The sequence below is a fragment of the Enterocloster sp. OA13 genome (assembly GCF_022440595.1).
GTDB lineage: Bacteria > Bacillota > Clostridia > Lachnospirales > Lachnospiraceae > Enterocloster > Enterocloster hominis.
In genome coordinates, this window is the sequence record NZ_JAKNTF010000001.1 from 425,483 (window position 1) to 448,858 (window position 23,376).

Sequence of the window (23,376 nt, forward strand, 5' to 3'; positions counted from 1 at the left end):
AATGAAATTTTTACAAGAACGACTGTTATTATCTGATAAAGGATATTCAGACCTTAAAAAAGCGATTTTTGCCTGCACATTGACAAACCTGTCCATTATGCTTTCATCTGCGATTCCAATTCTGTTGTTCGGCCAGCTTTTAAAGCCCTTTATGGGGCAGGAGATATCCTGGTCAACTATGTGGGTACTATTGGTGATCGGAGTGCTTGCTACAATCCTGGTCTTTATCGCTGCCAAGAATGATTATAAAAAAACTTACCTTGCGTCATATAAGGAAGCAAGCAACACGCGGTTACGGATTGCTGAACATTTAAGAAGGCTTCCTATGAGCTTTTTTAACACAAAAGACTTGTCAGATATAACTACAAATATGATGGCTGATTGTGCCAGCATGGAATCCATGCTTAGCAGTACGATTCCTCCGCTCATAGCAAATATTATATCGGTTACACTTACATGCGTATGTCTGGCCTTTTTTGACTGGCGCATGGCATTAGCAATATTTTGTACCATGCCTGTCTGCTTCTTTATAATATGGTGCGGCCGTAAACTGCAATTACACCTGTTTGACCAGCAGGTGGGGGTGAAACTGGCGGCGTCCAGTCAGATTCAGGAGTATTTGGAGGGAATCAAGATTATCAAATCCTGTGGCTTGAGCGGAGAACGTTTTCAGACACTGAATAAGGCTCTCCTGGCAATGAAAAAGACGGCAATTAAAGTGGAATTGGCTTCAGGTATTCTTGTGCAATGTGCGAGCCTGATTTTACAGGCAAGCCTGGGAATCACTATATTTATCGGTACAGTCCTGATTACAGGTGGACAGATTGAATTATACCCCCTCCTGGTTTTATTGATGTTTTCTACACAAATTTATGGACCGATATTATCTATCCTATCACAGCTTACCAGTTTGTTCCATCTGGGAACGGTTACAAAGCGGATGCGTATACTGCTGACAACACCGGCAATGGAGGGAGAAGAACAGGACATTAAGGATTATGATATCGAGTTAAATCAGGTTACATTTGCCTATGGAAAAGAAGATGTAGTAAAAAATGTTTCGGCAAAAATAAATACAGGTAGCATTACTGCCCTAGTTGGACCGTCCGGAAGCGGAAAGAGTACCCTGGCAAAACTCATTGCCCGCTTTTGGGATGTAGATAAAGGTACTGTGACAATCGGCGGTAAGGACCTGAAACAAATTGAACCAGAATATTTAATGCGTAGCATGTCATTTGTTTTTCAGGATGTGACCTTATTTAATGACACGGTATTTAATAATATTAGAATTGGAAATATGAATGCCAGTGATGAGCAGGTTGTATCGGCTGCAAAAGCAGCTCATTGTGATGAGTTTATCAGACGGCTGCCGGAGGGGTATGACACGATCCTTGGTGAAAATGGCAGTACCTTGTCAGGCGGAGAGAGGCAGCGTATTTCCATTGCCCGCGCACTATTAAAAAATGCTCCCATTATTCTGCTGGACGAGGCAACCGCTTCCCTTGACCCGGAGAACGAGGTATTGATTCAACAGGCCATTGCCAGACTTGTAGAAGGGAAAACAGTTATAATGATTGCCCATCGTCTGCGGACAGTAGTAGATGCCGACCAAATCCTGGTATTGAACGAGGGGGAACTGATGGAACAGGGGACACACAAAGAGCTTCTTGAACAAAAAGGACTGTACAGCAAATTATTCTACATACAGCAGGAAAGTCTTGGCTGGTCAGTCTAAGGTGTTACTTAAAATATGGACAGTTAAAAAGATAAGGAAGTGATTCTATGTTAAATAAAAATGATACTCGGTCTATGTTGCTTCATGACAGCCCGCAAAGTTTAGTATTAAAACTTAGCGTACCTGCGATTATCGGCATGGTGGTTGTTGGGCTTTACAATTTTATGGATGGAGTTTATGTCGGACAAATGGTAGGAGATAACGCTATGGCAGCGGTTTCTGTGTCCTATCCATTTACGCTTGCCAATAGTGGGATTTCCACGCTCATCGGTATCGGCTCCGCTTCAATCCTATCCAGGGCGATTGGAAAAAGGGATCAGTCTACAATTGACAAGATAATGGGAAATCTGATCGCCATGAATTTGATTTTTTCTCTTATCATCATGGCGATAGGCATGATTTTTACGAAACAGATTTTAATGCTTTCTGGTGCAAGCGGAGAAATTCTGGAGCTGGCACTCCGGTATTTACGCATCATCTTTGCAGGCAGTCTGTTTGTCAATTTTGCACAGTCCTCAAATATGATTATGCGTGGTGAGGGATTGTTGAAACAGGCAATGCTCTTTAGCGCCGGTTCCGCTATCATGAATATTATACTTGACCCGATTTTCATTTTACTTCTAAAACCTTATGGCATGGGAATTGATGGAGTTGCATATGCAACAGTGGCTTCGCAGGTTGCGTATGCAATGGCTTCTCTTTGGTATTTTAAGCGAAGGAGTAAGACTGTGAGAATCAATGCAATTCGCATTGAAAGAACGCTTTTCTCGGAAATCATCGGAGTAGGTTTTTCTGCGATGCTGATGCAGGTGATGATGCTGGTCCAGCAAACCGCACTTTATAATCTTGCGGCGCAGCATGGAGGAGATACATGGCAGATTATACTCGGCGCAACATACCGGGTAGTGTCTTTTGCATTTATTCCTTTATGGGGGCTTTCCCAGGGATATCAGCCGGCGGTCGGAACCAATTATGGTGCAAAACAATACGACCGGGTAAAGCACATCACGAAAGTGTTTGCAATCACAGCAACTTTATTAGCGCTTATTTTCTATTTGCCGATTATGTTAGTACCGAATACAATTCTCTCTATGTTTATTACAACGCCGTCCGTAGTGGAACTGGGAGTAGGGGATTTCCGTCTGTTCTTCCTGTCATATATTTTATTAGGAGTCTGGATTGTGGTTCTGACCCTGATGCAGTCTCTCGGAAGAGCTACAAAAGCGAGTGTTCTGGTTATTTTACGCCAGATAGCCATTTACATACCAGCAGCCATCATCATGCCTTATATTGCCGGATTTGGTGTACATGGCGTATTTGCTGCTCCGTTTATTACGGATGTGATAGTATTTATTGTTGCGGTTGGTATGATGATAAATGAGTTTAGAAGAATGGATGCGTTAAAAGCTTCAGGGAAGTAAGAAATCTGTTTTTCTAAACAGTATCGAAACACAGGAGGTGATGCAGCGCTGAAACTTCATGAATCAGGAGAGAATTATCTGGAAGCGGTGTTAATTCTGCAAAAGCAAAAAGGTATGGTACGTTCGGCTGATCTCGCCCGGCACATGGGGTATGCCAAACCCAGCATCAGCCATGCAGTGACGGTTCTACGTAATGGCGGTTATTTGACAACGGACACTGACGGCTATCTTCATTTAACCGTTGCGGGCCGTGAAATAGCTGAAACAATATTTGAGCGTCACCAATTCTTTACGAATCAGCTTATTGATGCCGGAATCGACCCTGCCATTGCGGAAGAAGAGGCTTGCCGGCTGGAACATGCAATCAGTGATGAGACATTCCAGAAACTAAAAAGACATCTGTTAAGAAAAGAGGAAGATGAAAACACACATTGATTAGAGGTGAACAGAACGTATGATACACCAGGTTTATTCCATAGCAGAAGAAATTAAAAGGCTGCGCGAGGAAAGAGATATGACACAGGAAGAATTAGCTGAGTCAGCTGAAATTTCGTTAAGCCACTTAAGCAAAGTGGAGAGTGGTTCCAGAATGATTGGTATGAAAACATATAGCAAAATTTTGTACGCGTTAAATGCAGTCCCCATTATGATAACGGAAACAGAAAAGAGCGAAATACATTCCGATTTAGTGTTGCGTCTATTATCAATATTAAAAGAATGCTCGGAAGTGGAGGTGGAATTTTTATTGAATACTGTAGAAACAATAAAAAACAATATGGATATCATAAGAAACCACGAAAAGAGTAGTGCTGGGAATCATAAGAGAAATACACATCATAATTATCCAGCATATGAAGCCAGAAGAACTGTTTAAATTACAAGTTGATGGGGCTGTTGCAAAATAGTTGAGAAATCAGTTATGGAACCGCAGCTCTCCTTATTCATGCATAAAAGAAGAAAAACGGTCTCCGTACGCTTTCATATGTTAAAATATAAACTAGATTCGATGCTGGCTCTATGCTGGGACAGTGTGGACTGGTTTTGTAATTTTATTTCCGTATCAACATATCATTACCATGAACTAGTAAAACATAGAAAAAGTCACATGAAACGTGAAAATATTTACGTAATACAAACCATGGAGGGGCTGCTAACCACTAATCAAAATGAAATTGTAAAATAAGAGAAGTATGCAGGAATATCCCTGATTGACACTACAAGGTTAATCAGGGATATTTATATTTTAGTTTATGACTATCATTTTAATCGTGTATAAAAGTTTTTCGTCAAGCAATACAACAGCCGTATTTTTCAGCATGGCTCTTCCAATAGAAATACGGTGCTTTTCACCACCGGATAAAGTAGAACCACCCTCACCAATCATAGTATGAAAGCCTTGGGGCTGCTCCATAATGAAATTATAGCAGTTTGCCAATTTTGCTGCCTGTTCAATTTCTTCATGAGTGGCATTTTTTTCCATAGCGTATATTGTTTGCAATCGTATCCTGAAATAAATAAACCTCCTGAAATACCACAGAAATTTTCTTCATCAATTTTTCGGGGTCAATGGACTGTCAGTCAATGGATAAAAAGAGAAAATCATCGTAGAATAGGTTCATACACATCAAATGATTTAGTTATGTATAACTGATGTGGTTACTGAATTGGATAATTCAGGTTTGTACCTTGACAATAGAATATCAGCATGGTAGATGCATTCTAACTTTATTATGACATAAATGACATGTTGGAATTCATCTTTTGAGATACTAAACATTTGGGACATGCTTAAAAGCATGAAGAAGAGCAATGAGCTGCGCCACGATATACCTGCCTTGAATATAACTACAAGGTAAATGTCAGGAATCGTAATAGAAGAAGTAAAGGTATGAGCGGCACTTTTTCTTGGACCATATAACCAGCGGTCTAAAACCCAGAATGATAATGATACCTCCGTAATAATAGAATCACGGTCCAGGTAGCGCTGGAGGCATGAACAGTGAGTAAGGGTGCTGTAAAGTGTCAGGAAGGTTGTGGTTATACCTAATCTACATGTTCCCATGGTACAAGGGGTGAGATAATATTCAGCCGCACCAGTTTATGGTGCGGTGTACCATTAAAAAAATAGAACTAATCAGCAATAGAACTTGCTTATTAGCTGTGCTTTTTTAAGAATATTATTATATTTTTTTTGGTTCTTACTTGACACAGGCAGGAAAGTCCACCCTGATTAAATGTATCATGGGGGTGGAGAAGCCGGACGAGGGCCAGATTTCCATGCACTACAACGACCAGTGGATTGTGAATACAAATGCTCTGGAAGCCCAGAGCCATGGCGTTTACGCCAATTACCAGCATGTCAATATCGCGCCTGACCTGAGCATTGCCGAGAACTATTACCTGGGCCGACAGCCCCGCACAAAGCTGGGGGCTGTTGACTGGAGGAAAATGGCGGATGACAGCAAGAAGATCATTGACAAATTTGAGATGAACGTGGACCCCAGGGACAAGATCAGGAAGCTGCCCATTGCCATGCAGGCCATGGTGACCATCAGCAAGATTTCTGTCAATGACGACATACGGATTGTAATCTTTGACGAGCCCACGGCATTGCTTGAGAATGAAAAAGTGGAGGTGCTGTTCCGCTTCATCAAGGAGCTAAAGGAAAATGGCGTCAGTATCATCTATATTTCCCACCGCCTGGAGGAAATCATGGATATCTGCGACAGCGTGACCGTGCTCAAGGATGGCACCTATGTGGATACAAAACCAATCGGCCAGGTCACCAAGGATTCCCTCATACGGATGATGGTCGGACGGGAAATGTCCGATATCTATAATATCAAACGCCAGGAGCCGGGGGAGGAAGTCCTGAGGGTGGAGGATTTCAGCGACAGCAGCCATTTTAAGGACATTAATTTTACCGTGCATAAAGGCGAGATACTGGGCTTTGTGGGCCTGGTGGGAGCCGGGCGCAGTGAGATCATGCGGGCGCTTTGCGGCGTGGAACGCAGGCTTACCGGCAATGTGTACGTTAAGGGACAGAAGGTGATTATCAAGAATCCCAGCGACGCCATGCAGCATGGAATCTGCTTTTTGACCGAGGACAGGCGCGCGGACGGACTGGCCCTCCAGCTGCCGATTAAGACGAACATCAACATGAACTCTTACGATATGATCAGCAGCCGGGGAATCATTTCCCTTAAAAAGGAGCAGGAGAGGGCGGAGGATTTCTCCAAACGTGTCAATGTAAAGACGCCCAATGTCATGCAGCTGGTGGGCAACCTTTCCGGCGGCAACCAGCAGAAAGTGGTAATCGCCAAGCTGCTCTGCCGCGACCCGGATGTGCTGATCTTCGATGAGCCGACCGTGGGCGTGGACGTGGGCGCCAAGGAAGAAATCTATAAGCTGATGGAAAAGCTGACCGAACAGGGCAGGAGCATCATCCTTATCTCTTCCTACCTGCCGGAGGTCATGGGACTGGCGGACCGCCTCATTGTCATGGCCCAGGGAAGGATTACCGGGGAGTTTAATAAAGAAGAATTGTTGACCTTGAGAGAAGAGGATGTCCTGCGCAGGGCGTCTGTGGAAGGTTAGTCATAGGAGGAATAGTATGGGCAAGTCAAAGGTTGGAAAGGGCAGTTCGCTTACCAGTGTATTCCAGCAGACGGAATTTACGCTGGGAGTCATCATTGTGGCTTTATTTGTAATAACGTCTGTTTGTACGGATAATTTCTTTAGTGTTTACAATATAACAAACCTGATGAAGCAGTGTGCCATCATCGGCGTCCTGGCAGTGGCCCAGACCATGATCATCACCACCGGAGGGATTGATATCAGCGGCGGCGCCATCACGGGCCTTTCCTGTATGGTCCTGGCGCTGCTCCAGCGCGACACGGGCATGAACTTCTACCTGACGCTGCTGATAGCTGTCATGTTTGCCATTGCTGCTGGTTTTGCCAACGGCATCATTGTCTATGATTTCAAGGTTCCCCCCATGATTGCAACCCTGGGTATGTCCACCATCATCCGGGGTATCATCAAGATCATCAGCAAGGCCCTGACGGTCAGCGGCCTGGACGAGAGGATCCTCAACATGGGCAACAACAGCTTCTTCGGACTGCTGCCCGCCCTGGCCATCATCTGGGCGGTAGTGGCCCTGGTGGTGTTCCTGATCCTCCGCTACACGGTATTCGGAAGGAACCTGTATGTCATCGGAAGCGGCGTGGAGGTTGCCAAGCTGAGCGGTATCAAGGTCAGGAAAATGTTCTATTCCGTCTACGCCTTTGCAGGACTGCTCTACGGCATAGCAGGCATCATGCTGGCCGCCCGTGTACAGAGCGCCCTTCCCACCGGAGGCGAGGGCTACGACATGAACGCCATTGCTGCAGCCGTAATCGGCGGCGCATCCCTTTCAGGCGGACGCGGGGCTGTCAGCGGGACCCTTCTTGGAACCATCCTGATGGTGCTCATTAACAACGCCGGCGTGCAGTTCGGGCTGAATACCCATGTGCTGGAGATTACCAGCGGCGTGCTGATTGTGTTCGCGGTCACCATGGACATGGTGAAGAACAGGAAGAAGGCATAGGAAGGCGGTATGGAAGGCTGCATAGGACAGCGGTATGGAAGGCTGCATAGGACAGCGGTATGGACGGCTGCATAGGAAGGCGGTATGGAAGGCTGCATAGGACAGCGGTATGGAAGGCTGCATAGGACAGCAGCATGGGAGGCCGCATAGGACAGCGGCAGAGGACGGCAGATGGTTGGTGCGGTTATGGACTGGGGCAGTTTCCAGACATGGCCGCACCTGTTTTTTATGGAAAAGCAGATGGAAAAGGATTGACGTCCGGCTCCGGGCAAAGTATAGTAGGAGATATTTGGATATGGAGCGGACAGGCAGGACATGCGCAGGACGCCCCATAGGATTTACAGCAAGCCGGAGGAGGACATGCATGCCTTTAAGCAGCAATTACAATTGTACCCTGAAAGCCAGCTACACAGGCTATGTGGTACAGGCCATTGTCAATAATTTTGCGCCCCTGTTATTCCTTACGTTCCAGGGCGTGTTCGGGATATCCCTGGGGAGGATTACCCTGTTAGTGACCGTGAATTTTGGGATTCAGCTGCTGGTAGACCTTCTGTCCGCCAGGTTTGTGGACCGTATCGGCTACCGCACCTGTATTGTTGCGGCCCATATCTTTGCGGCTGCGGGATTGGCGGGACTGGCCTTTATCCCGGACCTGGTGCCCGGGCATTTTGCGGGCCTTGTGGTGTGCGTGTGCCTGTATGCAATCGGGGGAGGGATAATCGAGGTGCTGATCAGCCCCATCGTGGAGGCGTGCCCTACCGGTAAGAAGGATGCGGCCATGAGCCTTCTGCACTCCTTTTACTGCTGGGGGGCGGTTGCGGTGGTGCTTGGCTCCACCCTGTTCTTTACCGTGGCAGGAGTGGGGAACTGGCGGATCCTGGCGCTTTTGTGGGCACTGGTCCCTGCTGTCAATGCGCTGGTTTTTGCCAGGGTTCCGATTCTTTCATTGGTGGAGGACGGTGATGGGATGGGAATCCGGGAACTGGCGGGAAACCGGGTGTTCTGGCTGTTTGCATTTATCTTTGTCTGCGCAGGTGCTTCGGAACAGGCCATGAGCCAGTGGGCTTCCGCCTTTGCGGAGTCAGGGCTTAAGGTATCCAAAACCATGGGGGACCTGGCCGGCCCCTGTATGTTTTCCGTGCTTATGGGATTATCCAGGGCGTTGTATGCCAAATACAGCGAGAAGATCCAGCTGCCTGTTTTCATGACCATCAGCGCCCTGCTGTGCGTGTTCAGCTATCTGCTGGCCGCCTATGGGCCTGACCCGGCCCTGGCGCTTTTGGGCTGCAGTCTGTGCGGGCTTTCCGTGGGAATCCTGTGGCCGGGCGCATTTTCCCTTGCATCGGCCAGCTGTCCCAGGGGAGGCACTGCCATGTTCGCGCTTCTGGCCCTGGCAGGCGACCTGGGATGCTCTGCCGGTCCCACGCTGGTGGGTCTGGTGTCAGGGGCGGCAGAGGGGGGCATGAAATCCGGACTGGCTGTGGCTGCCTGGATCCCGGCTGTGCTGGTATTGGGGCTGCTCCGTGTCATGCGTGGGGGACGAAAAAAGGAATATAATCAATAATTGGATAATATGGGGAGGGGATTTTCAAGGTAATTTGTAAATAACTGTATGCTTCCATAAAATTTTACACATACTTTACATAGACTTTACATTGGGAGCGGGAAGCCATATTGACGATATATGAAATATCCCGTATAATGAGTATGTGTTAAGAATAAGTAAAGATTTGATAAACAACAGGAAAAGAGGCTACAGATTATCATGAAATCCGCCCACCTGAATGGACGCCGCAACTGTGCGATATAGAAGGCATGACCTGCGATCTTTTAACCGAAGATGGCGGGCCCTGCCTTATTTTTGCGCCATTTTTACCTGGGCATTCCGGTATTATCCATATAATGATAATGTAGGGGCTTTCCTATCCTCTTAAACAAAAGGAGAAAACACATGGGAGTAGAATTGGTATTAAGCCTGCTTGGAGGTCTGGCGCTGTTCATGTACGGCATGCAGATGATGAGCAGTAATCTGGAGGCGGTGGCCGGCAACCGGATGAAACAGATATTGGAACGTCTCACAGCCAACCGCTTTTTGGGTGTGCTGGTGGGAGCGGGGATAACGGCTTTAATCCAGTCCTCATCGGCAACCACGGTCATGACGGTGGGGTTTGTTAATTCCGGCCTGATGACACTTAAGCAGGCTGTCTGGATCATCATGGGAGCCAACGTGGGTACCACCATTACCGGACAGCTGATTGCCCTGGACATCGGGGCCCTTGCGCCGCTGATTGCATTTGTGGGCGTCATGCTCCTGATTTTCATGAAGAACAAAAAGGTCCAGCATGTGGGCGGCATCATTGCAGGTATCGGCGTGCTGTTCATCGGAATGGGGATGATGAGCGATGCCATGGTCCCGCTCCGGGATTCCCAGACATTCATCCATATGGTAACCAAGTTCTCCAATCCCATCCTGGGAATCCTGGTAGGCGCTGTGTTCACGGCGGTAATCCAGTCTTCCTCAGCCTCCGTCGGTATCCTCCAGGCGCTGGCAATGGGAGGGGTGATTGATATCCACAGCGCGGTGTTCGTGCTCTTCGGACAGAACATCGGTACCTGTATCACGGCTCTTTTGGCAAGCGTGGGAACGAGCAGGAATGCCAAGAGGACAACGGTCATCCATCTGATGTTCAATGTGATTGGAACCACGCTGTTTGTGGTCCTGTGCATCCTTACGCCGTTTACGGATTTCGTGGCAGGCCTGACCCCGGGCAACCCGGTGGCGCAGATTGCCAATGTCCATACGATATTCAATGTAAGCACCACTCTGATTCTGCTGCCCTTCGGCACCCTGCTGGAGCGGATTGCCATTGCAATCCTTCCTGACAGGCAGGTTCCTGTGAAGGATGCGGACCGGTGGTTCGAGGACCTTATGGCTTCCAAACATCATCTGGGCGTGTCTACCATTGCAATTAACCAGATCCATGATGAGATTACCCTTATGATGGATGTGGCTGCCAGGAATGTATCGGAAAGCTTCATGGCGGTTGCCAACGGGACTGGCAAGGAGGGAATCCAGGGGATTGAGGAGAGGGAAGATGAGATTGACCTTAGCAATGTAAGGATTTCCAAGAAAATATCCAAAATCCTGGTACTGGACCAGACGCCAAAGGATGTGGATACTTTAAACCGTATGTATTCCATTCTGGGAAATATCGAGCGGATTGGGGACCACGCCATGAACCTGGCTGAGTACGCGGAAACCATAGAGCAGAAAAACCTGACATTTTCCGGTTATGCCAGGAAGGAGTTCCAGACTATGGAAGAAACCTGCAGGGAGGGCATGGAGCTTCTGCGCATGGCTGCAGAAGGAAATCCGGAATTTAAACTGTCGATGGCGGAGGAGATTGAACAGCGCATTGACGATATCACCCTGAAGTTCCGCCAGAACCAGATTGACCGTATGAGGGACGGGAACTGCAATGTGGAATCCTCCATCCTGTATTCGGAAATGCTGACGGATTATGAAAGGATCGGGGACCATATGCTGAACATTGCCCAGGCCTATGCTGCCATTGAATGGTCTGGGGACAGGGGACAGACAGCGGCGGCGATTGCTTAAGGACATGGCTGCATGGCATGTCCGGAATAAAAAGAACGGCTTTCAGGAAAATAGATTCCTGAAAGCCGTTCTTTTATGGGTGTGCGCCCGGCGGCGCACGTTTCTAACCGGAAACTCACGGCTGCTTCTTTGTTGCGGTAGGAAGGTTCCAGCAGTACCTGGTGGCCAGCATTCGTATCAGGATGACCAGCAGCGCGCTTATGATCATGGACGCATCCCCTGTGATCCAGTCAGCCAGGAACACATAACACAAGGCCCCTGCAATGGATGCGCTGGCATACACATGCTTGCGCAGGATATAGGGGGTCTGGCCCGCCATGATATCCCTGAGTACACCGCCCCCGACCCCGGTAAGCACACCCAGGAAAACGGACAGGAAATGATAGTCCCCATATCCTGCCAGCACGGCTGTATCGATTCCTGTAACCGTAAATGCCGCCAGCCCCACGGCGTCAAAAATGTTCATCATTTTCTCATAGGAGGCAATGTAACGGCTCTCCAGTATCCTCTGGTTTAGCCTTACGACGATGAACAGTGCAAGGACGGTTATGAAAGCAGCCATCACATAGACCGGGTTCATGAAAAGGCCGGGCGGGACATTGCCCAGTATGATATCCCTGAGCATACCGCCTCCCACCGCGGTGGTGACGCCAAGGACCACGACGCCTAACAGATCCAGCTGCTGCTTGATGGCCACCATGGCGCCGGAGGAGGCAAAGGCAACGGTTCCTATTACCTCGATAATGAAAAAGATTGATACATGAAATTCCATAAGATTCATTCTATCCTTCGTACTGTTTATTGAATACAGCAGGAAAATCCTATAACAGGAAAATGTTGTGCTGCCTGCACATTTCCCTCATATCCTTTGGCCAGATACTGGCCTGTACCTCGCCGATATGGGCGCGGTCCAGTAAAAGCATGCACAGGCGTGACTGTCCGATTCCGCCGCCGATGGTGTAGGGCAGTTCGCCGTTTAAGAGCATCTTATGGTAGGGAAGGCTTCTGCGCTCTTCGCACCCGGCCTTTTTAAGCTGTTCCTCCAGGGCTTTCTCATCCACGCGGATTCCCATGCTGGAAATCTCCAAGGCGCAGTTTAAGTGTTCAAACCAGAACAGGATATCACCGTTCAGGCTCCAGTCATCATAGTCAGGCGCCCGCCCGTCATGGGGCATACCGCCCGCAAGCCTGTCGCCGATCTGCATCAGGAACACACATCCATGCTCCTTTGTGATCAGGTTCTCCCTCTCCTTGGGAGTGCTGTCAGGATACAGATCCTCCAATTCCTGGGTGGTGATGAAGAAAATGTCCTTGGGAAGGTGCTTTACCGCTTCTGGATATTTGTACCACACCTCGTGCTGCATGTGCTTGATGATCTTGAATATCTCACGGACCGTGTCCATCAGGGTATCCAGGTTCCTCTGTTCCTTTGTAATCACACGTTCCCAGTCCCACTGGTCCACATAGCAGGAGTGCAGGTTATCCAGCTCCTCATCCCTGCGGATTGCGTTCATGTTGGTGTAAAGGCCTTCACCGGGTTTAAAGCCGTACTCCTTAAGGGCCATACGTTTCCACTTGGCAAGGGAGTGGACAACCTCCAGGGTCTCGCCGGGAAGACCCAGCATATCAAAGTCCACGGGCCTCTCCGTGCCGTTCAGGTTATCGTTAAGACCGCTGCTGCGCTCCACGAACAGGGGGGCGGAAATCCTCTCCAGGTGCATTTCCCGTCCCATCTCTTTCTGGAACGTGTCACGTATGTATTTGATTGCGTCCTGTGTCTCCCGGATGGTAAGCCGGGGGTCATAGTTTTCAGGTAAAATCAGTTCCATCTAAATGATCCTCCAATTATCGATTTACATATGTTTCTTATGGTATCATTAATGGGAAAAAGGTGCAAGGGCTAAAAATAAAAAACTATTCAAATAAATCCATGAGTTTTTTGCGCATTTTCCTGCGCCGCTCCCCGGTGCCTTCCTTATCAATGGAAAAGATGCCATCCGTCTCATTGATCATATCCCCTTCCTTTACGGCTTCCGGCAGCTGTTCCAGCGGAATGGATACCATTGCCTTCTGCTCGTTTTCACATATGGCCAGACCTTCCTCCAGCCGGTCGATGATGTATTTCATGTAAACCTCCTGTTGCATGTTGGGCTGATTATGGGTTGCATTGTTTGCAGGGCGCGTATCCCTGGCTGATAAGCCCGTCCCTTGTGCCGGTATATTCCTTCCGGTTCCTGTCCTGGATCTGTTCCGAAGAGGGGCAGCCGGGCAGGTGGAATTTCATGGTGTTGGTATTGAGTATATAAGTGGACTGCTGGGCCGGGGAAGGCTGGGCGCCGGCGTCCTTCTGTGTGCCGGGAACATCCCAGGTGATGTGGGTCCCGTCGCTGGATGCGGTGATGGTGCCGTCCTCATCCGTGCGGAATATCCGGCATCCCGCCTTCTCCAGTTTTTCCATGGTCTCTTTATGGGGATGTCCGTAGGAATTATCCTTTCCGCACTGGATTACCACGTAGGAGGGCGATACCGCCTTCAGGAAGGTGCTGGTGGTGGAGGTGCTGCTTCCGTGATGGCCTGCCTTCAGCACATCTGCCTTCAGGGGCATGCCGCTGTCCAGCATGTCGGACTCGGCCTGGGATTCAGCGTCCCCGCACATGAGGAAGCTGTTGCTGCCATAGGTGAGCCGGATTCCCACGGACCAGTTGTTTAAATCATTTCCATAATCCTTTACCGGTGCGACAATGGTGAAGGATGCGTTCCCGAGGCCATAGGTGTCGCCGGGAACCGGTTTGGTGATTTTAAGCCCCTTGTTGGAGACTGCGTTCAGCACATCCTCAAAGGTGCGTGTGGTGTGCTCCACCGGAGGAAGGATGACCTTGCCCACGGTGAACTCCTCAATGACCTTATCCAGCCCCCCTATGTGGTCAGAGTGGGGATGGGTGCCGATGACATAATCAAGGGTGGTGACCCCGGCCTGCTTCAGATAGGAAACAACGGTGTCCGCCTGGTCATTTTCACCTGCGTCAATCAGCATGTAATGTCCGTCAGATCCCGCCAGTATACTGTCACCCTGGCCCACGTCAATATAGTGCACCGTCAGATCCTGTCCTGTCCCGCCTGCCTGTGTGGCCGGAGGGACCGCGGATGGGGACGGGGAGGAGGAACAGCCGCCTGCCAGCACGGCAATCATCATAAGCATGCTAATTATCAATAATCGGATATGGTTGTGTCGGGTCATTTTAATGTCAGCCTTTCTGTCGGTTTTATTTCAGTTGTTCCATGGCCTGGATGAAGGCCTCATCCCACTGGGGATGGATTCTTTTTAAGGATATAGGCCGCCCTTCCCTGTTTAAGAAGCAGTGGCTGCTTTCACCGGATGCCATAAGCTTGCCGCTTGCCGCGTCCCGCATTTCATATTCCAGGGTCATGCGGATTGCGTTGTAAGCTTTGATGCTGACCCTGATGCGGATGCGGTCATCAAAATGCACCATGTTCCTGTACTGGCAGCGGACTTCCAGGACCGGGCTCATGATTCCGGCATGTTCCATGGCACGGTATCCGCATCCCATCTGTTCCATCATGTCAATCCTGGCTTCCTCCATCCAGCGGATGAAGTTGGAATGATGGACGCATCCCATCTGGTCTGTTTCGTAATATTGGGCATGATGCTCATATTCTTTTATCATTCTTACCTCCTGGTCTTGTGGTATCTTACGCGCGGCCGGCCCTTGCGGCGGCTGTGCGGCTGTACGGGCAGCGTGGCGCAGTTATTGGTATCTCATTGCGCAACACTCCCTAGTATATCGCAGGCAGCATAATTCGTAAAGTCCCTGAAATACCGGAAATCATGACAGCGCAGATGCAAAAAACATGGAATGGATTTGAAATACGCTGTATATTTTTGGATAAGCCTACATATACTGGTAATAAATGGGCCTACAGAATGAACCCATGGCCTTAAAAATAAAATCAGAGAAAAGGAGCATATTGCTATGGCACGGGGAGTAAGGAAAACACCGATTGAAAAACTGCAGGGGGAGCTTGCTGAGGTGCGGGCATCCATTGCACAGTATGAGAGCTGTCTGGAGACAATGAGGGAAAAGGAAGGTTATCTGGAAGAACAGATTCAATTGGAAGAGTTTAAGGTTGTCAACGAAATGCTGCGTGAACGTGATATGACCATGGAAGACTTAAAGGAAATGCTGTCATCCGGGACAGAGGACAGCCTGAGCGCCTGACATGGTATACAGCCCGGGATTTTTGTGATAAAATAAATAAAAAATCTCAAGTGGAGGTACAAAAGATGGTGGAAGTGACTCTGGGAAGCACTGGCATTACTGTGAATAAGAATGGTTTCGGCGCCCTTCCTATCCAGCGTATATCGGATGAGGACGCCGTATATCTGGTGAGAAAGGCATATGAGGGAGGAATCACATTTTTTGATACGGCCCGGTGCTATACGGACAGTGAGAAGAAAGTGGGGATGGCGCTGGAAGGAATCCGGGACAAGGTATTTATAGCCACCAAGACCATGGCGGATACCGTGGAGGATTTCTGGAAGGACTTAGGAACTTCCCTGGAAAATCTCAGGACAGACTACATAGATTTATATCAGTTCCACAATCTGTCCTTCTGTCCAAAGCCAGGCGATGGGACCGGGCTTTATGAAGCAATCCTGGAGGCCAAGGCCCAGGGGAAGGTGAGACATATCGGCATCACGAACCACAGGCTGGCTGTTGCCAATGAAGCCATTGATTCCGGGCTTTATGAGACGCTGCAGTTCCCGTTCTGTTATCTGGCAACGGATAAGGATTTGGAGCTGGTAAGCAGATGTAAGGATGCCAATATGGGCTTCATTGCAATGAAAGCCTTATCCGGCGGCCTGATTAATAATTCCCGGGCAGCCTATGTATATCTGGCACAGTTTGACAATGTACTTCCCATCTGGGGGGTCCAGAGGGAGAAGGAACTGGACGAGTTCTTATCCTATGTCCAGAATCCTCCGGTGATGACAAAGGAACTGGAGGAGCTGATTGCCCGCGACAGGGAGCAGCTTCAGGGCGAATTCTGCCGCGGCTGCGGATACTGCATGCCGTGTCCGGTAGGGATTGACATCTGTAACAGCGCCAGGATGTCCCTGATGATCCGACGCGCCCCGTCCCAGGCCCAGCTTACCCCTGAGGCCCAGGCGCAGATGAAGCTGATTGAGCAGTGCCTCCACTGCGGACAGTGTAAGGGGAAATGTCCATACGGGCTGGATACGCCGTCTTTGCTTGAGAAGAATCTGAAGGATTATCTGGAGATATTGGACGGGAAGGAGTATTAGTATGTGTCCGTGAGGGAATGGACCTTACGGATCATGTAGGGACAATGTCCTTCGGACAGGCCATGGGGCCGGGAACGTGGAAGATGATTGAAGATGGAAGAAAATGATGTACATGGGTCCGGCTTCCAAGATAAAATAAGGGCAGGGGCTGCGCGGTATTTTAATCATACCTCGCGCCCCTGCTTTTTATCCTTCATTTATCCTCTGTAACGGTTGATGCATGCAAATATCTCCTGAACCCTGGGCATACAGAGTCCCATGGCTGCATAGGAGGAATCGCTGAGTGCACTCAGGCCGCCCTTTGCCACTTCCTTCTGCACGAGCGCAACCGTGTCAGCAACCGTATAGCGTTCCAGAAGCTGGTGCTCTACGCAGTACCGGAGTATCTGGGCAAGCGTGTTGGTCTGCTCCGGGTCGATGAGCTGTTCCACAAAACGCAGGTCCACCGGTGACTTGCCTACCTGAAGGGAGTCCTTTCCGTAGACCTTTACCTTGATGCGTTCGTCACGTCCGCCGGAATCAGACGGACCGTGTCCGCGCTGCCCGCCCCGGCCGTAGGAGGAACCGCTCCGGCCCCGGCCGTAAGAAGAACCGTCCTGGCCGTAAGAAGAACCGCCCCGGCCGTAAGAAGAACCGCCCTGGCCATAGGAGGAATCCCCCCGGCTGTAAGAAGAACCGTCCCATCCGGTTGATTCGCTGCGGGCTGCATTTCCATTGTTCCCTGTAAAAAGCTTCCGGCCTTTCTGGGGAATGGAGAATCCGGGGGCGCGGGTTATGGGTTCTGTTCCATAGGACGCGCAGAATGCCTTTGTCCTGTCTGTGATGTCATATGGTTCATAGCAGTCCATCTGAAGGATGGTGTCCGCAATATAGAAATAGGCGCCGGAGCTGCCCGCAACCATGACCGTGGATATGCCGGACTTTTCGTACAGATCCCTGGCCCGCTCAATGAACGGGGTGATAGGCTCCTTGGAACGGCTGATGATCTTCTGCATCAGGTCATCCCGCACCATGAAGTTGGTGGCGGAGGTATCCTCATCAATCAGGAAGACACGGCTGCCTGCCTCCATGCCCTCAATTACGGCAGCTGCCTGGGACGTGCTTCCGCTGGCATCCTCGGTGGAGAAGCACCGCGTGTCCTTTTTGTTGGGCAGGTCATTGATGAACAGGGAAATATCCGTGTTGCGGATGCTGCGCCCATCCTCGGCCCGCAGTTTCATGGCAGTGCTGTCCGTAATCACATATTCCCGTCCATCCCCGGCAATGTGGTTATAGACCCCGGATTCCAGGGCCTTGAGCAATGTGGATTTGCCGTGATAGCCGCCGCCCACAATGAGGGTGATGCCGCGTTTCAGCCCCATGCCTGTAATGGCGCCGTGATGGGGAAGGTTCAGTTCCACCCGCATGGACTGGGGGGATACAAAGGGGACGCTTCCCCTCATGGGTCTGCTGGAAATCCCGCTTTCCCTGGGCAGGATGGCCTCATCGGCCACAAAGGATACCAGGTCCAGCCGCCCAAGTTCCTCACGGATGAACTGCTGGTCCTCGGCCAGGTCAATCACGGATTTTACCTCACCGGGCCTGCGGTTCTTAAAGTAAAGTACGCTTTTAGCACATCTGGGAAGGAAGTCAAAGAGAATCTTAATAAGCTCCCCTGAATTAATGGTCCTTCCATTGGCCGGGAAACCGCATTCAAAGCGGACGGTTATTCCTTTGGCATTGCACTCACAGGCAGTGCGGCTTAACACCTCGGGGCCGGGATGGCTGGTGGTGATGAGCCCGCTTTTACCGGAACCCTTTGCCTTAAAATTATATTTTGCAATCTCCTGGTAGAACTGCCTTACCAGATAATCCTCAAGGGCTGTCTGCTTCCAGGGCGTATTAAAGTAATCCGCCGGATATCCCGCCTTCTGGTGGGGTATGAAGACGCTGAGCTTGGAAGGGGAGGCAAAGGGGTCCCCCTGCACATGGTCAATGGTCAGGACATAATCGCTGAAATCGTAGGATCCCCTGGCGTCCTTGTAGGCCGGATAGCTTCTCCGGTCAATGGACTCTAAAAGCTTTCTTAAATCTGGCGCTGATTTCGTCATTTATAATCACCTCTTGGTCCGCAGGGACATGGCTGTGCCTGTGGCCGCTTTCTTAATTTAATCTGTTTTTAATCCATTATATTTTAATGCACGGAACAGGAAAATGCAACCGGATATATGGATTTCACCGGCGTTGAACAATACCTCCGTTTATGGTATGATGGTTTGCATAAAAAGCAGGAAAGAAAGTGAAGCACTTATGATGGAAGAAATAAAAAAGCAGCTGACAGATGCCCTTACGGGCGCTGAAAAAGTATTGATTGGAATCGGCGGTGAGTGGAAACTCAGGGAGGACGGCAGGGACATAAGGGAGCGGAGCCTTGGTGACAGTGCCCAGGCCGGGCTGAAGGAAGCGTATGATTCCTTATACGCCCTTGTAAAGGACAAGGATTACCATGTGGTTACCACCCTGACGGACGGAGCCATCTATGAAACGGATTTCAATCCGGGCCGGGTGGTGGCGCCCTGCGGCAACATCCACTGGCGCCAGTGCTCCAATGCCTGTACCAAGGACATATGGGAGGAAGGGGAAATACCGGACGATATCTGTCCTCATTGCGGCGCGCCGCTTACCGGCAATACCCTAGATTCAGGCAATTATATAGAGGAGGGGTACCTGCCCCGCTGGGAAGCTTACAAGAAATGGCAGACTGGCACATTGAACCGGGCCCTTGTGATCCTGGAACTGGGAGAAGGGTTTGGGACCCCGACGGTCATGAGATGGCCATTTGAAAAGATTGCATTTTTTAACCAGAAGTCCCTGTTTTTCAGGATTCATGAAAGCTTTTACCAGATACCCAGGGAAGCCCAGGAACGTGCATATGGAATCCACTGCAATTCCGTGGATTTCATCCGGGATTTAGCAGGAATTTAAAAAACATATTGCCTTTATTACGTTACCATGCTAAAATGTTAAATCATAGGAGCGAGGTTAAAAATATGATTGCCATAATTGATTATGACGCAGGCAACCTGCGCAGCGTAGAAAAAGCACTGATATCCCTGGGAGAATCACCGGTCATCACAAGGGATGGGAAGACCATACTGGATGCGGACAAGGTCATCCTGCCTGGAGTGGGGTCCTTTGGCGATGCCATGGGCCGCCTGCGCCAGTATGGCCTGGTGGATGTGATCCATGACACGGTGGAAAAGGGAACCCCCTTTTTAGGAATCTGCCTGGGACTGCAGCTCTTGTTCGGAAGCAGTGAGGAGAGTCCGGGAGTGGAAGGACTTGATATCCTTCCTGGCCGCATCCTCAAGATACCGGACTGCCCGGGGCTTAAGATTCCCCATATGGGATGGAATTCCCTGGACATAAAGCCGGAAGCCAGGCTGTTTAAGGGGATTGGGAATGGGGCGTATGTATATTTTGTACATTCCTATTATCTGAAGGCGGAGGATGAAGCCATTGTGGCGGCTTCCACGGAATACAGCACCCATATACACGCGGCGGTTGAGCGGGATAATGTGTTTGCCTGCCAGTTCCACCCGGAAAAAAGCAGCCAGGTGGGGCTTACCATATTAAAAAATTTCATCGAACTGTAGGAGAGTGCTATGTTTACAAAGAGAATAATCCCATGCCTGGATGTGAATGAAGGGCGTGTTGTAAAGGGCGTGAATTTTGTGAACCTGCGGGACGCAGGGGACCCGGTGGAGATAGGCGCCGCCTACGATAAGGCCGGTGCGGACGAGCTGGTATTCCTGGACATCACTGCTTCCTCGGACAACCGGAATACGGTGGTGGACATGGTGCGCAAGGTGGCGGAAACCGTGTTCATCCCCTTTACTGTCGGCGGAGGCATCCGCACGGTGGAAGATTTCCGCATGCTTTTGCGGGAAGGCGCTGATAAGATTTCCATTAATTCCTCAGCCATTGATAACCCGCGGCTTATCAGCGATGCGGCGGATAAGTTCGGGCGGCAGTGCGTGGTGGTGGCCATTGATGCCAGGCGCAGGCCGGACGGGTCGGGATGGAACATCTTCAAGCACGGGGGCCGTGTGGATGTGGGCATTGACGCCGTGGAGTGGGCCATGAAGGCCGACCGGATGGGCGCAGGGGAGATCCTTCTCACCAGCATGGACTGCGATGGGACCAAAGCCGGGTATGATAACGAGCTGACTTCCCTGATTGCGGAAAATGTCTCGGTGCCAGTCATTGCATCGGGCGGGGCAGGCACAAAGGAACATTTCCATGAAGCCCTGACAAAGGGGAAGGCGGATGCAGCCCTTGCGGCGTCCCTGTTCCATTATAAGGAATTGGAGATAAGGGACCTTAAAGAGTATCTGGCCGGGAAGGGGATACCGGTCCGGCTGTAAGGCGGGTTTGGATTACAGGGCGGCGGCGCCTGGCAATGGTGCCGCCGCCCTGTCCGTGCTTTTGCCTGCAACCATATTACGGTTCTGAAACCATATTTCCGTCTTAAAACCATATTTCCGTCCGGAAACCGTATTTTCGTTTTTCTTTGACAAATATTTTGTATATATCCGTTGTTTCCTTTGTATTCCTATGCTAAAATATGAAAATATGGATAAACATGTAGAAGAAAAGGAGATGCAGGAGATGGCCGCGATATCCAATGACTGGCTGCAGCCCTTAAGTGGCGAGTTTAAGAAAGCATATTATAAAAAGCTGTATCAGACCGTAAAACACGAATATGAGACAAGGAAGATATTCCCGGCGCCGGATGATATATTCAATGCATTTGCATTTACGCCTCTGGCGGATGTAAAGGTGGTCATCCTGGGGCAGGATCCTTATCACAATGACGGACAGGCCCACGGCCTGTGTTTTTCCGTAAAGCCGGATGTGGAGGTCCCGCCGTCCCTGGTGAATATATATCAGGAGCTTCACGACGACCTGGGGTGTTACATCCCCAATAACGGATATCTGAAGAAGTGGTCGGACCAGGGCGTCATGCTCCTTAACACCGTACTGACCGTGCGTGCCCACCAGGCCAATTCGCACCATGATATTGGGTGGGAGCAGTTTACGGACGCCGCCATCCGGATTCTCAATGAGCAGGACCGTCCCATGGTATTCATCCTGTGGGGAAGGCCGGCCCAGTCCAAGAAACCCATGCTGACCAATCCAAAGCATATGATACTGGAAGCGCCTCATCCAAGTCCGTTATCCGCGTTCAGGGGATTTTTCGGCAGCAGGCCTTTTAGCAGGACCAATGCATTTCTTGAGGAACATGGTCTGGCGCCGGTGGACTGGCAGATTGAGAATATATAAAACAGGTATAGTGACGCATAAGATTACATAAAATGTACAGCATACAGCCTTGGCATCCATGTAAGGGGCATGATGCGGGAATTACAGGCAAAGATGCGGTAAGGAGAATTTATGACTTTAGTTGAAGTGTTGAAGATAATTGTATTGGGAATCGTGGAGGGATTCACGGAATGGCTGCCCATAAGCAGTACCGGGCATATGATACTGGTGGATGAGATTATCAAGCTGAACCAGCCGGATGCGTTTAAGGACGTGTTCCTGGTGGTCATCCAGCTGGGGGCAATCCTGGCAGTGGTGGTCATGTATTTCCATAAACTGAATCCTTTCAGCCCCAGTAAGAGCAGCAGGCAGAAGGATGCGACCTGGTCCCTGTGGATTAAGATTGTCATTGCCTGCATCCCCGCAGCCGTCCTGGGACTTTTGCTGGATGACTGGATGGAAGCCCATCTCTTTAATGCGTATGTGGTGTCTGCTGCCCTGATTATATATGGTGTGCTTTTCATTGTCCTGGAGAACAGCAGCGTGTGCGCCAATCCGAGTATTAACAAGGTTGGGCAGATTTCTGCAAAGACAGCGTTCTTTATCGGCATGGTCCAGCTTCTGGCCCTGATTCCTGGAACCTCCCGTTCCGGTTCCACCATCCTGGGAGCCATGGTGCTGGGGTGTTCCAGGGGAGCTGCCGCGGAGTTTTCATTTTTCCTTGGAATCCCGGTCATGTTTGGAGCAAGCCTCTTAAAGCTGGTAAAATATTTCATGGCTGGCAATGTGTTCACAGGCCCGCAGGTGTTTTACACAATCCTGGGCATGCTTATAGCGTTCGTGGTATCCATCTATTCCATCCAGTTCCTGATGAGCTATGTGCGCAAGCATGACTTCAAGTTCTTTGGTTATTACAGGATTATATTGGGAGTGATTGTGCTGGCTTATTTTGGGATTACGGCGCTGGCCAGCTAGAGCGTGTTTATTCTATTCAGACATTGGTTTGATACGGTTATACTGAAACCTTTTGTACCGCCCTGGAAACAGGGCGGTCTTTTTGGTTGTGCGCGCCATGGCCGCCCTCCAACGGCAGAACAGTGGATGGATGACCTGGGCGGTAATAATTGACGGCATAAGACAAGGAATGCTATACTGGGAAGGAAAGAGGGAGGGGTTGGAAATGTCTGTTATCGATAGGATAAAAATCATCATAGAATCAAGAAAAACTAATTTACGGATAGGTTACGCCATATCACAAAATACTTTGGTTGAGAACGAAGACCAACTCTGCCGGTTATTATGCCGCATATTTGACGAAGAACAAAAAGAAATTGATAAAGAGCATCAGAAACCGTTTGTGACAGATGACTATGAAAAAGGCAT

General features: G+C 49.7%; 21 protein-coding genes and 1 pseudogene. 15 read left to right on the forward strand and 7 right to left on the reverse strand.

Annotated elements, in window-relative coordinates; all coding sequences use genetic code 11:
- Nucleotide 1: 1 nt before the first annotated feature.
- Genes MCJ35_RS01970 through MCJ35_RS01985 form a run of 4 tightly spaced genes read left to right on the forward strand, consistent with a single transcriptional unit; the run spans nt 2 to nt 4,030 of the window.
- Entirely contained in the window at nt 2-1,735 is a 1,734-nt protein-coding gene (locus MCJ35_RS01970; RefSeq protein WP_006567733.1) for an ABC transporter ATP-binding protein, read from the forward strand.
- Nucleotides 1,736-1,782: 47 nt separating this feature from the next.
- Nucleotides 1,783-3,156, forward strand: a complete 1,374-nt coding sequence (locus MCJ35_RS01975) for an MATE family efflux transporter (RefSeq protein WP_006567732.1) — start codon at nt 1,783-1,785, stop codon at nt 3,154-3,156.
- Between the two features lie 48 nt (nt 3,157-3,204).
- Nucleotides 3,205-3,591: a metal-dependent transcriptional regulator gene (locus MCJ35_RS01980; RefSeq protein ID WP_025483253.1), complete on the forward strand. Its 387-nt coding sequence runs from the start codon at nt 3,205-3,207 to the stop codon at nt 3,589-3,591.
- Nucleotides 3,592-3,610: 19 nt separating this feature from the next.
- Entirely contained in the window at nt 3,611-4,030 is a 420-nt protein-coding gene (locus MCJ35_RS01985) for a helix-turn-helix domain-containing protein (RefSeq protein WP_006567730.1), read from the forward strand.
- Between the two features lie 408 nt (nt 4,031-4,438).
- On the opposite strand, the pseudogene MCJ35_RS01990 reads toward MCJ35_RS01985, so the two are convergent.
- A pseudogene (locus MCJ35_RS01990) lies at nt 4,439-4,730 on the reverse strand (ATP-binding cassette domain-containing protein); the annotation flags it as partial.
- 628 nt (nt 4,731-5,358) lie between these two features.
- On the opposite strand from MCJ35_RS01990, the gene MCJ35_RS01995 reads away from it, so the two are divergent.
- From MCJ35_RS01995 to MCJ35_RS02010, 4 genes are all read left to right on the forward strand, one after another.
- On the forward strand, nt 5,359-6,753 hold the full coding sequence (locus MCJ35_RS01995) for a sugar ABC transporter ATP-binding protein (RefSeq protein WP_025483251.1): 1,395 nt from the start codon (nt 5,359-5,361) through the stop codon (nt 6,751-6,753).
- Nucleotides 6,754-6,769: 16 nt separating this feature from the next.
- Nucleotides 6,770-7,744, forward strand: a complete 975-nt coding sequence (locus MCJ35_RS02000) for an ABC transporter permease (protein WP_008721570.1) — start codon at nt 6,770-6,772, stop codon at nt 7,742-7,744.
- A gap of 364 nt (nt 7,745-8,108) precedes the next feature.
- A complete protein-coding gene (locus tag MCJ35_RS02005) occupies nt 8,109-9,308 on the forward strand; it encodes an MFS transporter (protein ID WP_025483250.1) in 1,200 nt (399 codons plus the stop codon).
- Between the two features lie 387 nt (nt 9,309-9,695).
- Nucleotides 9,696-11,363: a Na/Pi cotransporter family protein gene (locus tag MCJ35_RS02010; protein ID WP_025483248.1), complete on the forward strand. Its 1,668-nt coding sequence runs from the start codon at nt 9,696-9,698 to the stop codon at nt 11,361-11,363.
- A gap of 115 nt (nt 11,364-11,478) precedes the next feature.
- Here the strand turns inward: MCJ35_RS02010 and MCJ35_RS02015 are convergent, their stop codons facing one another.
- From MCJ35_RS02015 to MCJ35_RS02035, 5 genes are all read right to left on the reverse strand, one after another.
- Nucleotides 11,479-12,135: a trimeric intracellular cation channel family protein gene (locus MCJ35_RS02015; protein WP_008721576.1), complete on the reverse strand. Its 657-nt coding sequence runs from the start codon at nt 12,133-12,135 to the stop codon at nt 11,479-11,481.
- Between the two features lie 49 nt (nt 12,136-12,184).
- On the reverse strand, nt 12,185-13,192 hold the full coding sequence (asnA, locus tag MCJ35_RS02020) for an aspartate--ammonia ligase (protein WP_008721578.1): 1,008 nt from the start codon (nt 13,190-13,192) through the stop codon (nt 12,185-12,187).
- Nucleotides 13,193-13,277: 85 nt separating this feature from the next.
- Entirely contained in the window at nt 13,278-13,490 is a 213-nt protein-coding gene (locus tag MCJ35_RS02025) for a DUF3006 domain-containing protein (RefSeq protein ID WP_040381283.1), read from the reverse strand.
- Between the two features lie 28 nt (nt 13,491-13,518).
- The gene (locus MCJ35_RS02030) at nt 13,519-14,601 is read right to left on the reverse strand and encodes a ComEC/Rec2 family competence protein (RefSeq protein ID WP_025483246.1); all 1,083 of its coding nucleotides are present in this window, start codon (nt 14,599-14,601) and stop codon (nt 13,519-13,521) included.
- A gap of 25 nt (nt 14,602-14,626) precedes the next feature.
- Nucleotides 14,627-15,049 carry an acyl-CoA thioesterase gene (locus tag MCJ35_RS02035; RefSeq protein ID WP_008721582.1) on the reverse strand — a complete coding sequence of 141 codons (423 nt, stop codon included), beginning with the start codon at nt 15,047-15,049 and terminating at the stop codon, nt 14,627-14,629.
- Between the two features lie 306 nt (nt 15,050-15,355).
- On the opposite strand from MCJ35_RS02035, the gene MCJ35_RS02040 reads away from it, so the two are divergent.
- Both MCJ35_RS02040 and MCJ35_RS02045 read left to right on the forward strand, forming a co-directional pair.
- The gene (locus MCJ35_RS02040; RefSeq protein ID WP_008721585.1) at nt 15,356-15,601 is read left to right on the forward strand and encodes a calponin homology domain-containing protein; all 246 of its coding nucleotides are present in this window, start codon (nt 15,356-15,358) and stop codon (nt 15,599-15,601) included.
- A gap of 65 nt (nt 15,602-15,666) precedes the next feature.
- Entirely contained in the window at nt 15,667-16,689 is a 1,023-nt protein-coding gene (locus MCJ35_RS02045; RefSeq protein ID WP_025483244.1) for an aldo/keto reductase, read from the forward strand.
- Between the two features lie 197 nt (nt 16,690-16,886).
- Here MCJ35_RS02045 and MCJ35_RS02050 read toward each other — a convergent pair whose 3' ends face one another.
- On the reverse strand, nt 16,887-18,779 hold the full coding sequence (locus MCJ35_RS02050; RefSeq protein ID WP_025483243.1) for an ABC-ATPase domain-containing protein: 1,893 nt from the start codon (nt 18,777-18,779) through the stop codon (nt 16,887-16,889).
- Between the two features lie 202 nt (nt 18,780-18,981).
- Between MCJ35_RS02050 and MCJ35_RS02055 the strand changes: the two genes are divergently transcribed.
- The 5 genes from MCJ35_RS02055 (at nt 18,982) to MCJ35_RS02075 (ending at nt 22,968) form a co-directional block, all read left to right on the forward strand.
- Nucleotides 18,982-19,653: a hypothetical protein gene (locus tag MCJ35_RS02055; RefSeq protein WP_025483242.1), complete on the forward strand. Its 672-nt coding sequence runs from the start codon at nt 18,982-18,984 to the stop codon at nt 19,651-19,653.
- Between the two features lie 65 nt (nt 19,654-19,718).
- On the forward strand, nt 19,719-20,324 hold the full coding sequence (gene hisH, locus MCJ35_RS02060; protein WP_025483240.1) for an imidazole glycerol phosphate synthase subunit HisH: 606 nt from the start codon (nt 19,719-19,721) through the stop codon (nt 20,322-20,324).
- A gap of 9 nt (nt 20,325-20,333) precedes the next feature.
- Entirely contained in the window at nt 20,334-21,095 is a 762-nt protein-coding gene (gene hisF, locus MCJ35_RS02065; protein ID WP_008721593.1) for an imidazole glycerol phosphate synthase subunit HisF, read from the forward strand.
- A 244-nt stretch (nt 21,096-21,339) separates the two neighbouring features.
- The gene (locus MCJ35_RS02070; RefSeq protein WP_008721596.1) at nt 21,340-22,014 is read left to right on the forward strand and encodes a uracil-DNA glycosylase; all 675 of its coding nucleotides are present in this window, start codon (nt 21,340-21,342) and stop codon (nt 22,012-22,014) included.
- A gap of 111 nt (nt 22,015-22,125) precedes the next feature.
- The gene (locus MCJ35_RS02075; protein ID WP_025483235.1) at nt 22,126-22,968 is read left to right on the forward strand and encodes an undecaprenyl-diphosphate phosphatase; all 843 of its coding nucleotides are present in this window, start codon (nt 22,126-22,128) and stop codon (nt 22,966-22,968) included.
- The last annotated feature ends 408 nt before the right edge of the window (nt 22,969-23,376 follow it).

What these genes read in the sequence shown, in the direction of transcription:
- MCJ35_RS01970 (WP_006567733.1), top strand. Translation starts at nt 2, where the DNA reads ATGAAATTTTTACAAGAACGACTGTTATTATCTGATAAAGGATATTCA.
- MCJ35_RS01975 (WP_006567732.1), top strand. Translation starts at nt 1,783, where the DNA reads ATGTTAAATAAAAATGATACTCGGTCTATGTTGCTTCATGACAGCCCG.
- MCJ35_RS01985 (WP_006567730.1), top strand. Translation starts at nt 3,611, where the DNA reads ATGATACACCAGGTTTATTCCATAGCAGAAGAAATTAAAAGGCTGCGC.
- MCJ35_RS02000 (WP_008721570.1), top strand. Translation starts at nt 6,770, where the DNA reads ATGGGCAAGTCAAAGGTTGGAAAGGGCAGTTCGCTTACCAGTGTATTC.
- MCJ35_RS02005 (WP_025483250.1), top strand. Translation starts at nt 8,109, where the DNA reads ATGCCTTTAAGCAGCAATTACAATTGTACCCTGAAAGCCAGCTACACA.
- MCJ35_RS02010 (WP_025483248.1), top strand. Translation starts at nt 9,696, where the DNA reads ATGGGAGTAGAATTGGTATTAAGCCTGCTTGGAGGTCTGGCGCTGTTC.
- MCJ35_RS02015 (WP_008721576.1), bottom strand. Translation starts at nt 12,135, where the DNA reads ATGGAATTTCATGTATCAATCTTTTTCATTATCGAGGTAATAGGAACC.
- asnA (WP_008721578.1), bottom strand. Translation starts at nt 13,192, where the DNA reads ATGGAACTGATTTTACCTGAAAACTATGACCCCCGGCTTACCATCCGG.
- MCJ35_RS02025 (WP_040381283.1), bottom strand. Translation starts at nt 13,490, where the DNA reads ATGAAATACATCATCGACCGGCTGGAGGAAGGTCTGGCCATATGTGAA.
- MCJ35_RS02030 (WP_025483246.1), bottom strand. Translation starts at nt 14,601, where the DNA reads ATGACCCGACACAACCATATCCGATTATTGATAATTAGCATGCTTATG.
- MCJ35_RS02035 (WP_008721582.1), bottom strand. Translation starts at nt 15,049, where the DNA reads ATGATAAAAGAATATGAGCATCATGCCCAATATTACGAAACAGACCAG.
- MCJ35_RS02040 (WP_008721585.1), top strand. Translation starts at nt 15,356, where the DNA reads ATGGCACGGGGAGTAAGGAAAACACCGATTGAAAAACTGCAGGGGGAG.
- MCJ35_RS02045 (WP_025483244.1), top strand. Translation starts at nt 15,667, where the DNA reads ATGGTGGAAGTGACTCTGGGAAGCACTGGCATTACTGTGAATAAGAAT.
- MCJ35_RS02050 (WP_025483243.1), bottom strand. Translation starts at nt 18,779, where the DNA reads ATGACGAAATCAGCGCCAGATTTAAGAAAGCTTTTAGAGTCCATTGAC.
- MCJ35_RS02055 (WP_025483242.1), top strand. Translation starts at nt 18,982, where the DNA reads ATGGAAGAAATAAAAAAGCAGCTGACAGATGCCCTTACGGGCGCTGAA.
- hisH (WP_025483240.1), top strand. Translation starts at nt 19,719, where the DNA reads ATGATTGCCATAATTGATTATGACGCAGGCAACCTGCGCAGCGTAGAA.
- hisF (WP_008721593.1), top strand. Translation starts at nt 20,334, where the DNA reads ATGTTTACAAAGAGAATAATCCCATGCCTGGATGTGAATGAAGGGCGT.
- MCJ35_RS02070 (WP_008721596.1), top strand. Translation starts at nt 21,340, where the DNA reads ATGGCCGCGATATCCAATGACTGGCTGCAGCCCTTAAGTGGCGAGTTT.
- MCJ35_RS02075 (WP_025483235.1), top strand. Translation starts at nt 22,126, where the DNA reads ATGACTTTAGTTGAAGTGTTGAAGATAATTGTATTGGGAATCGTGGAG.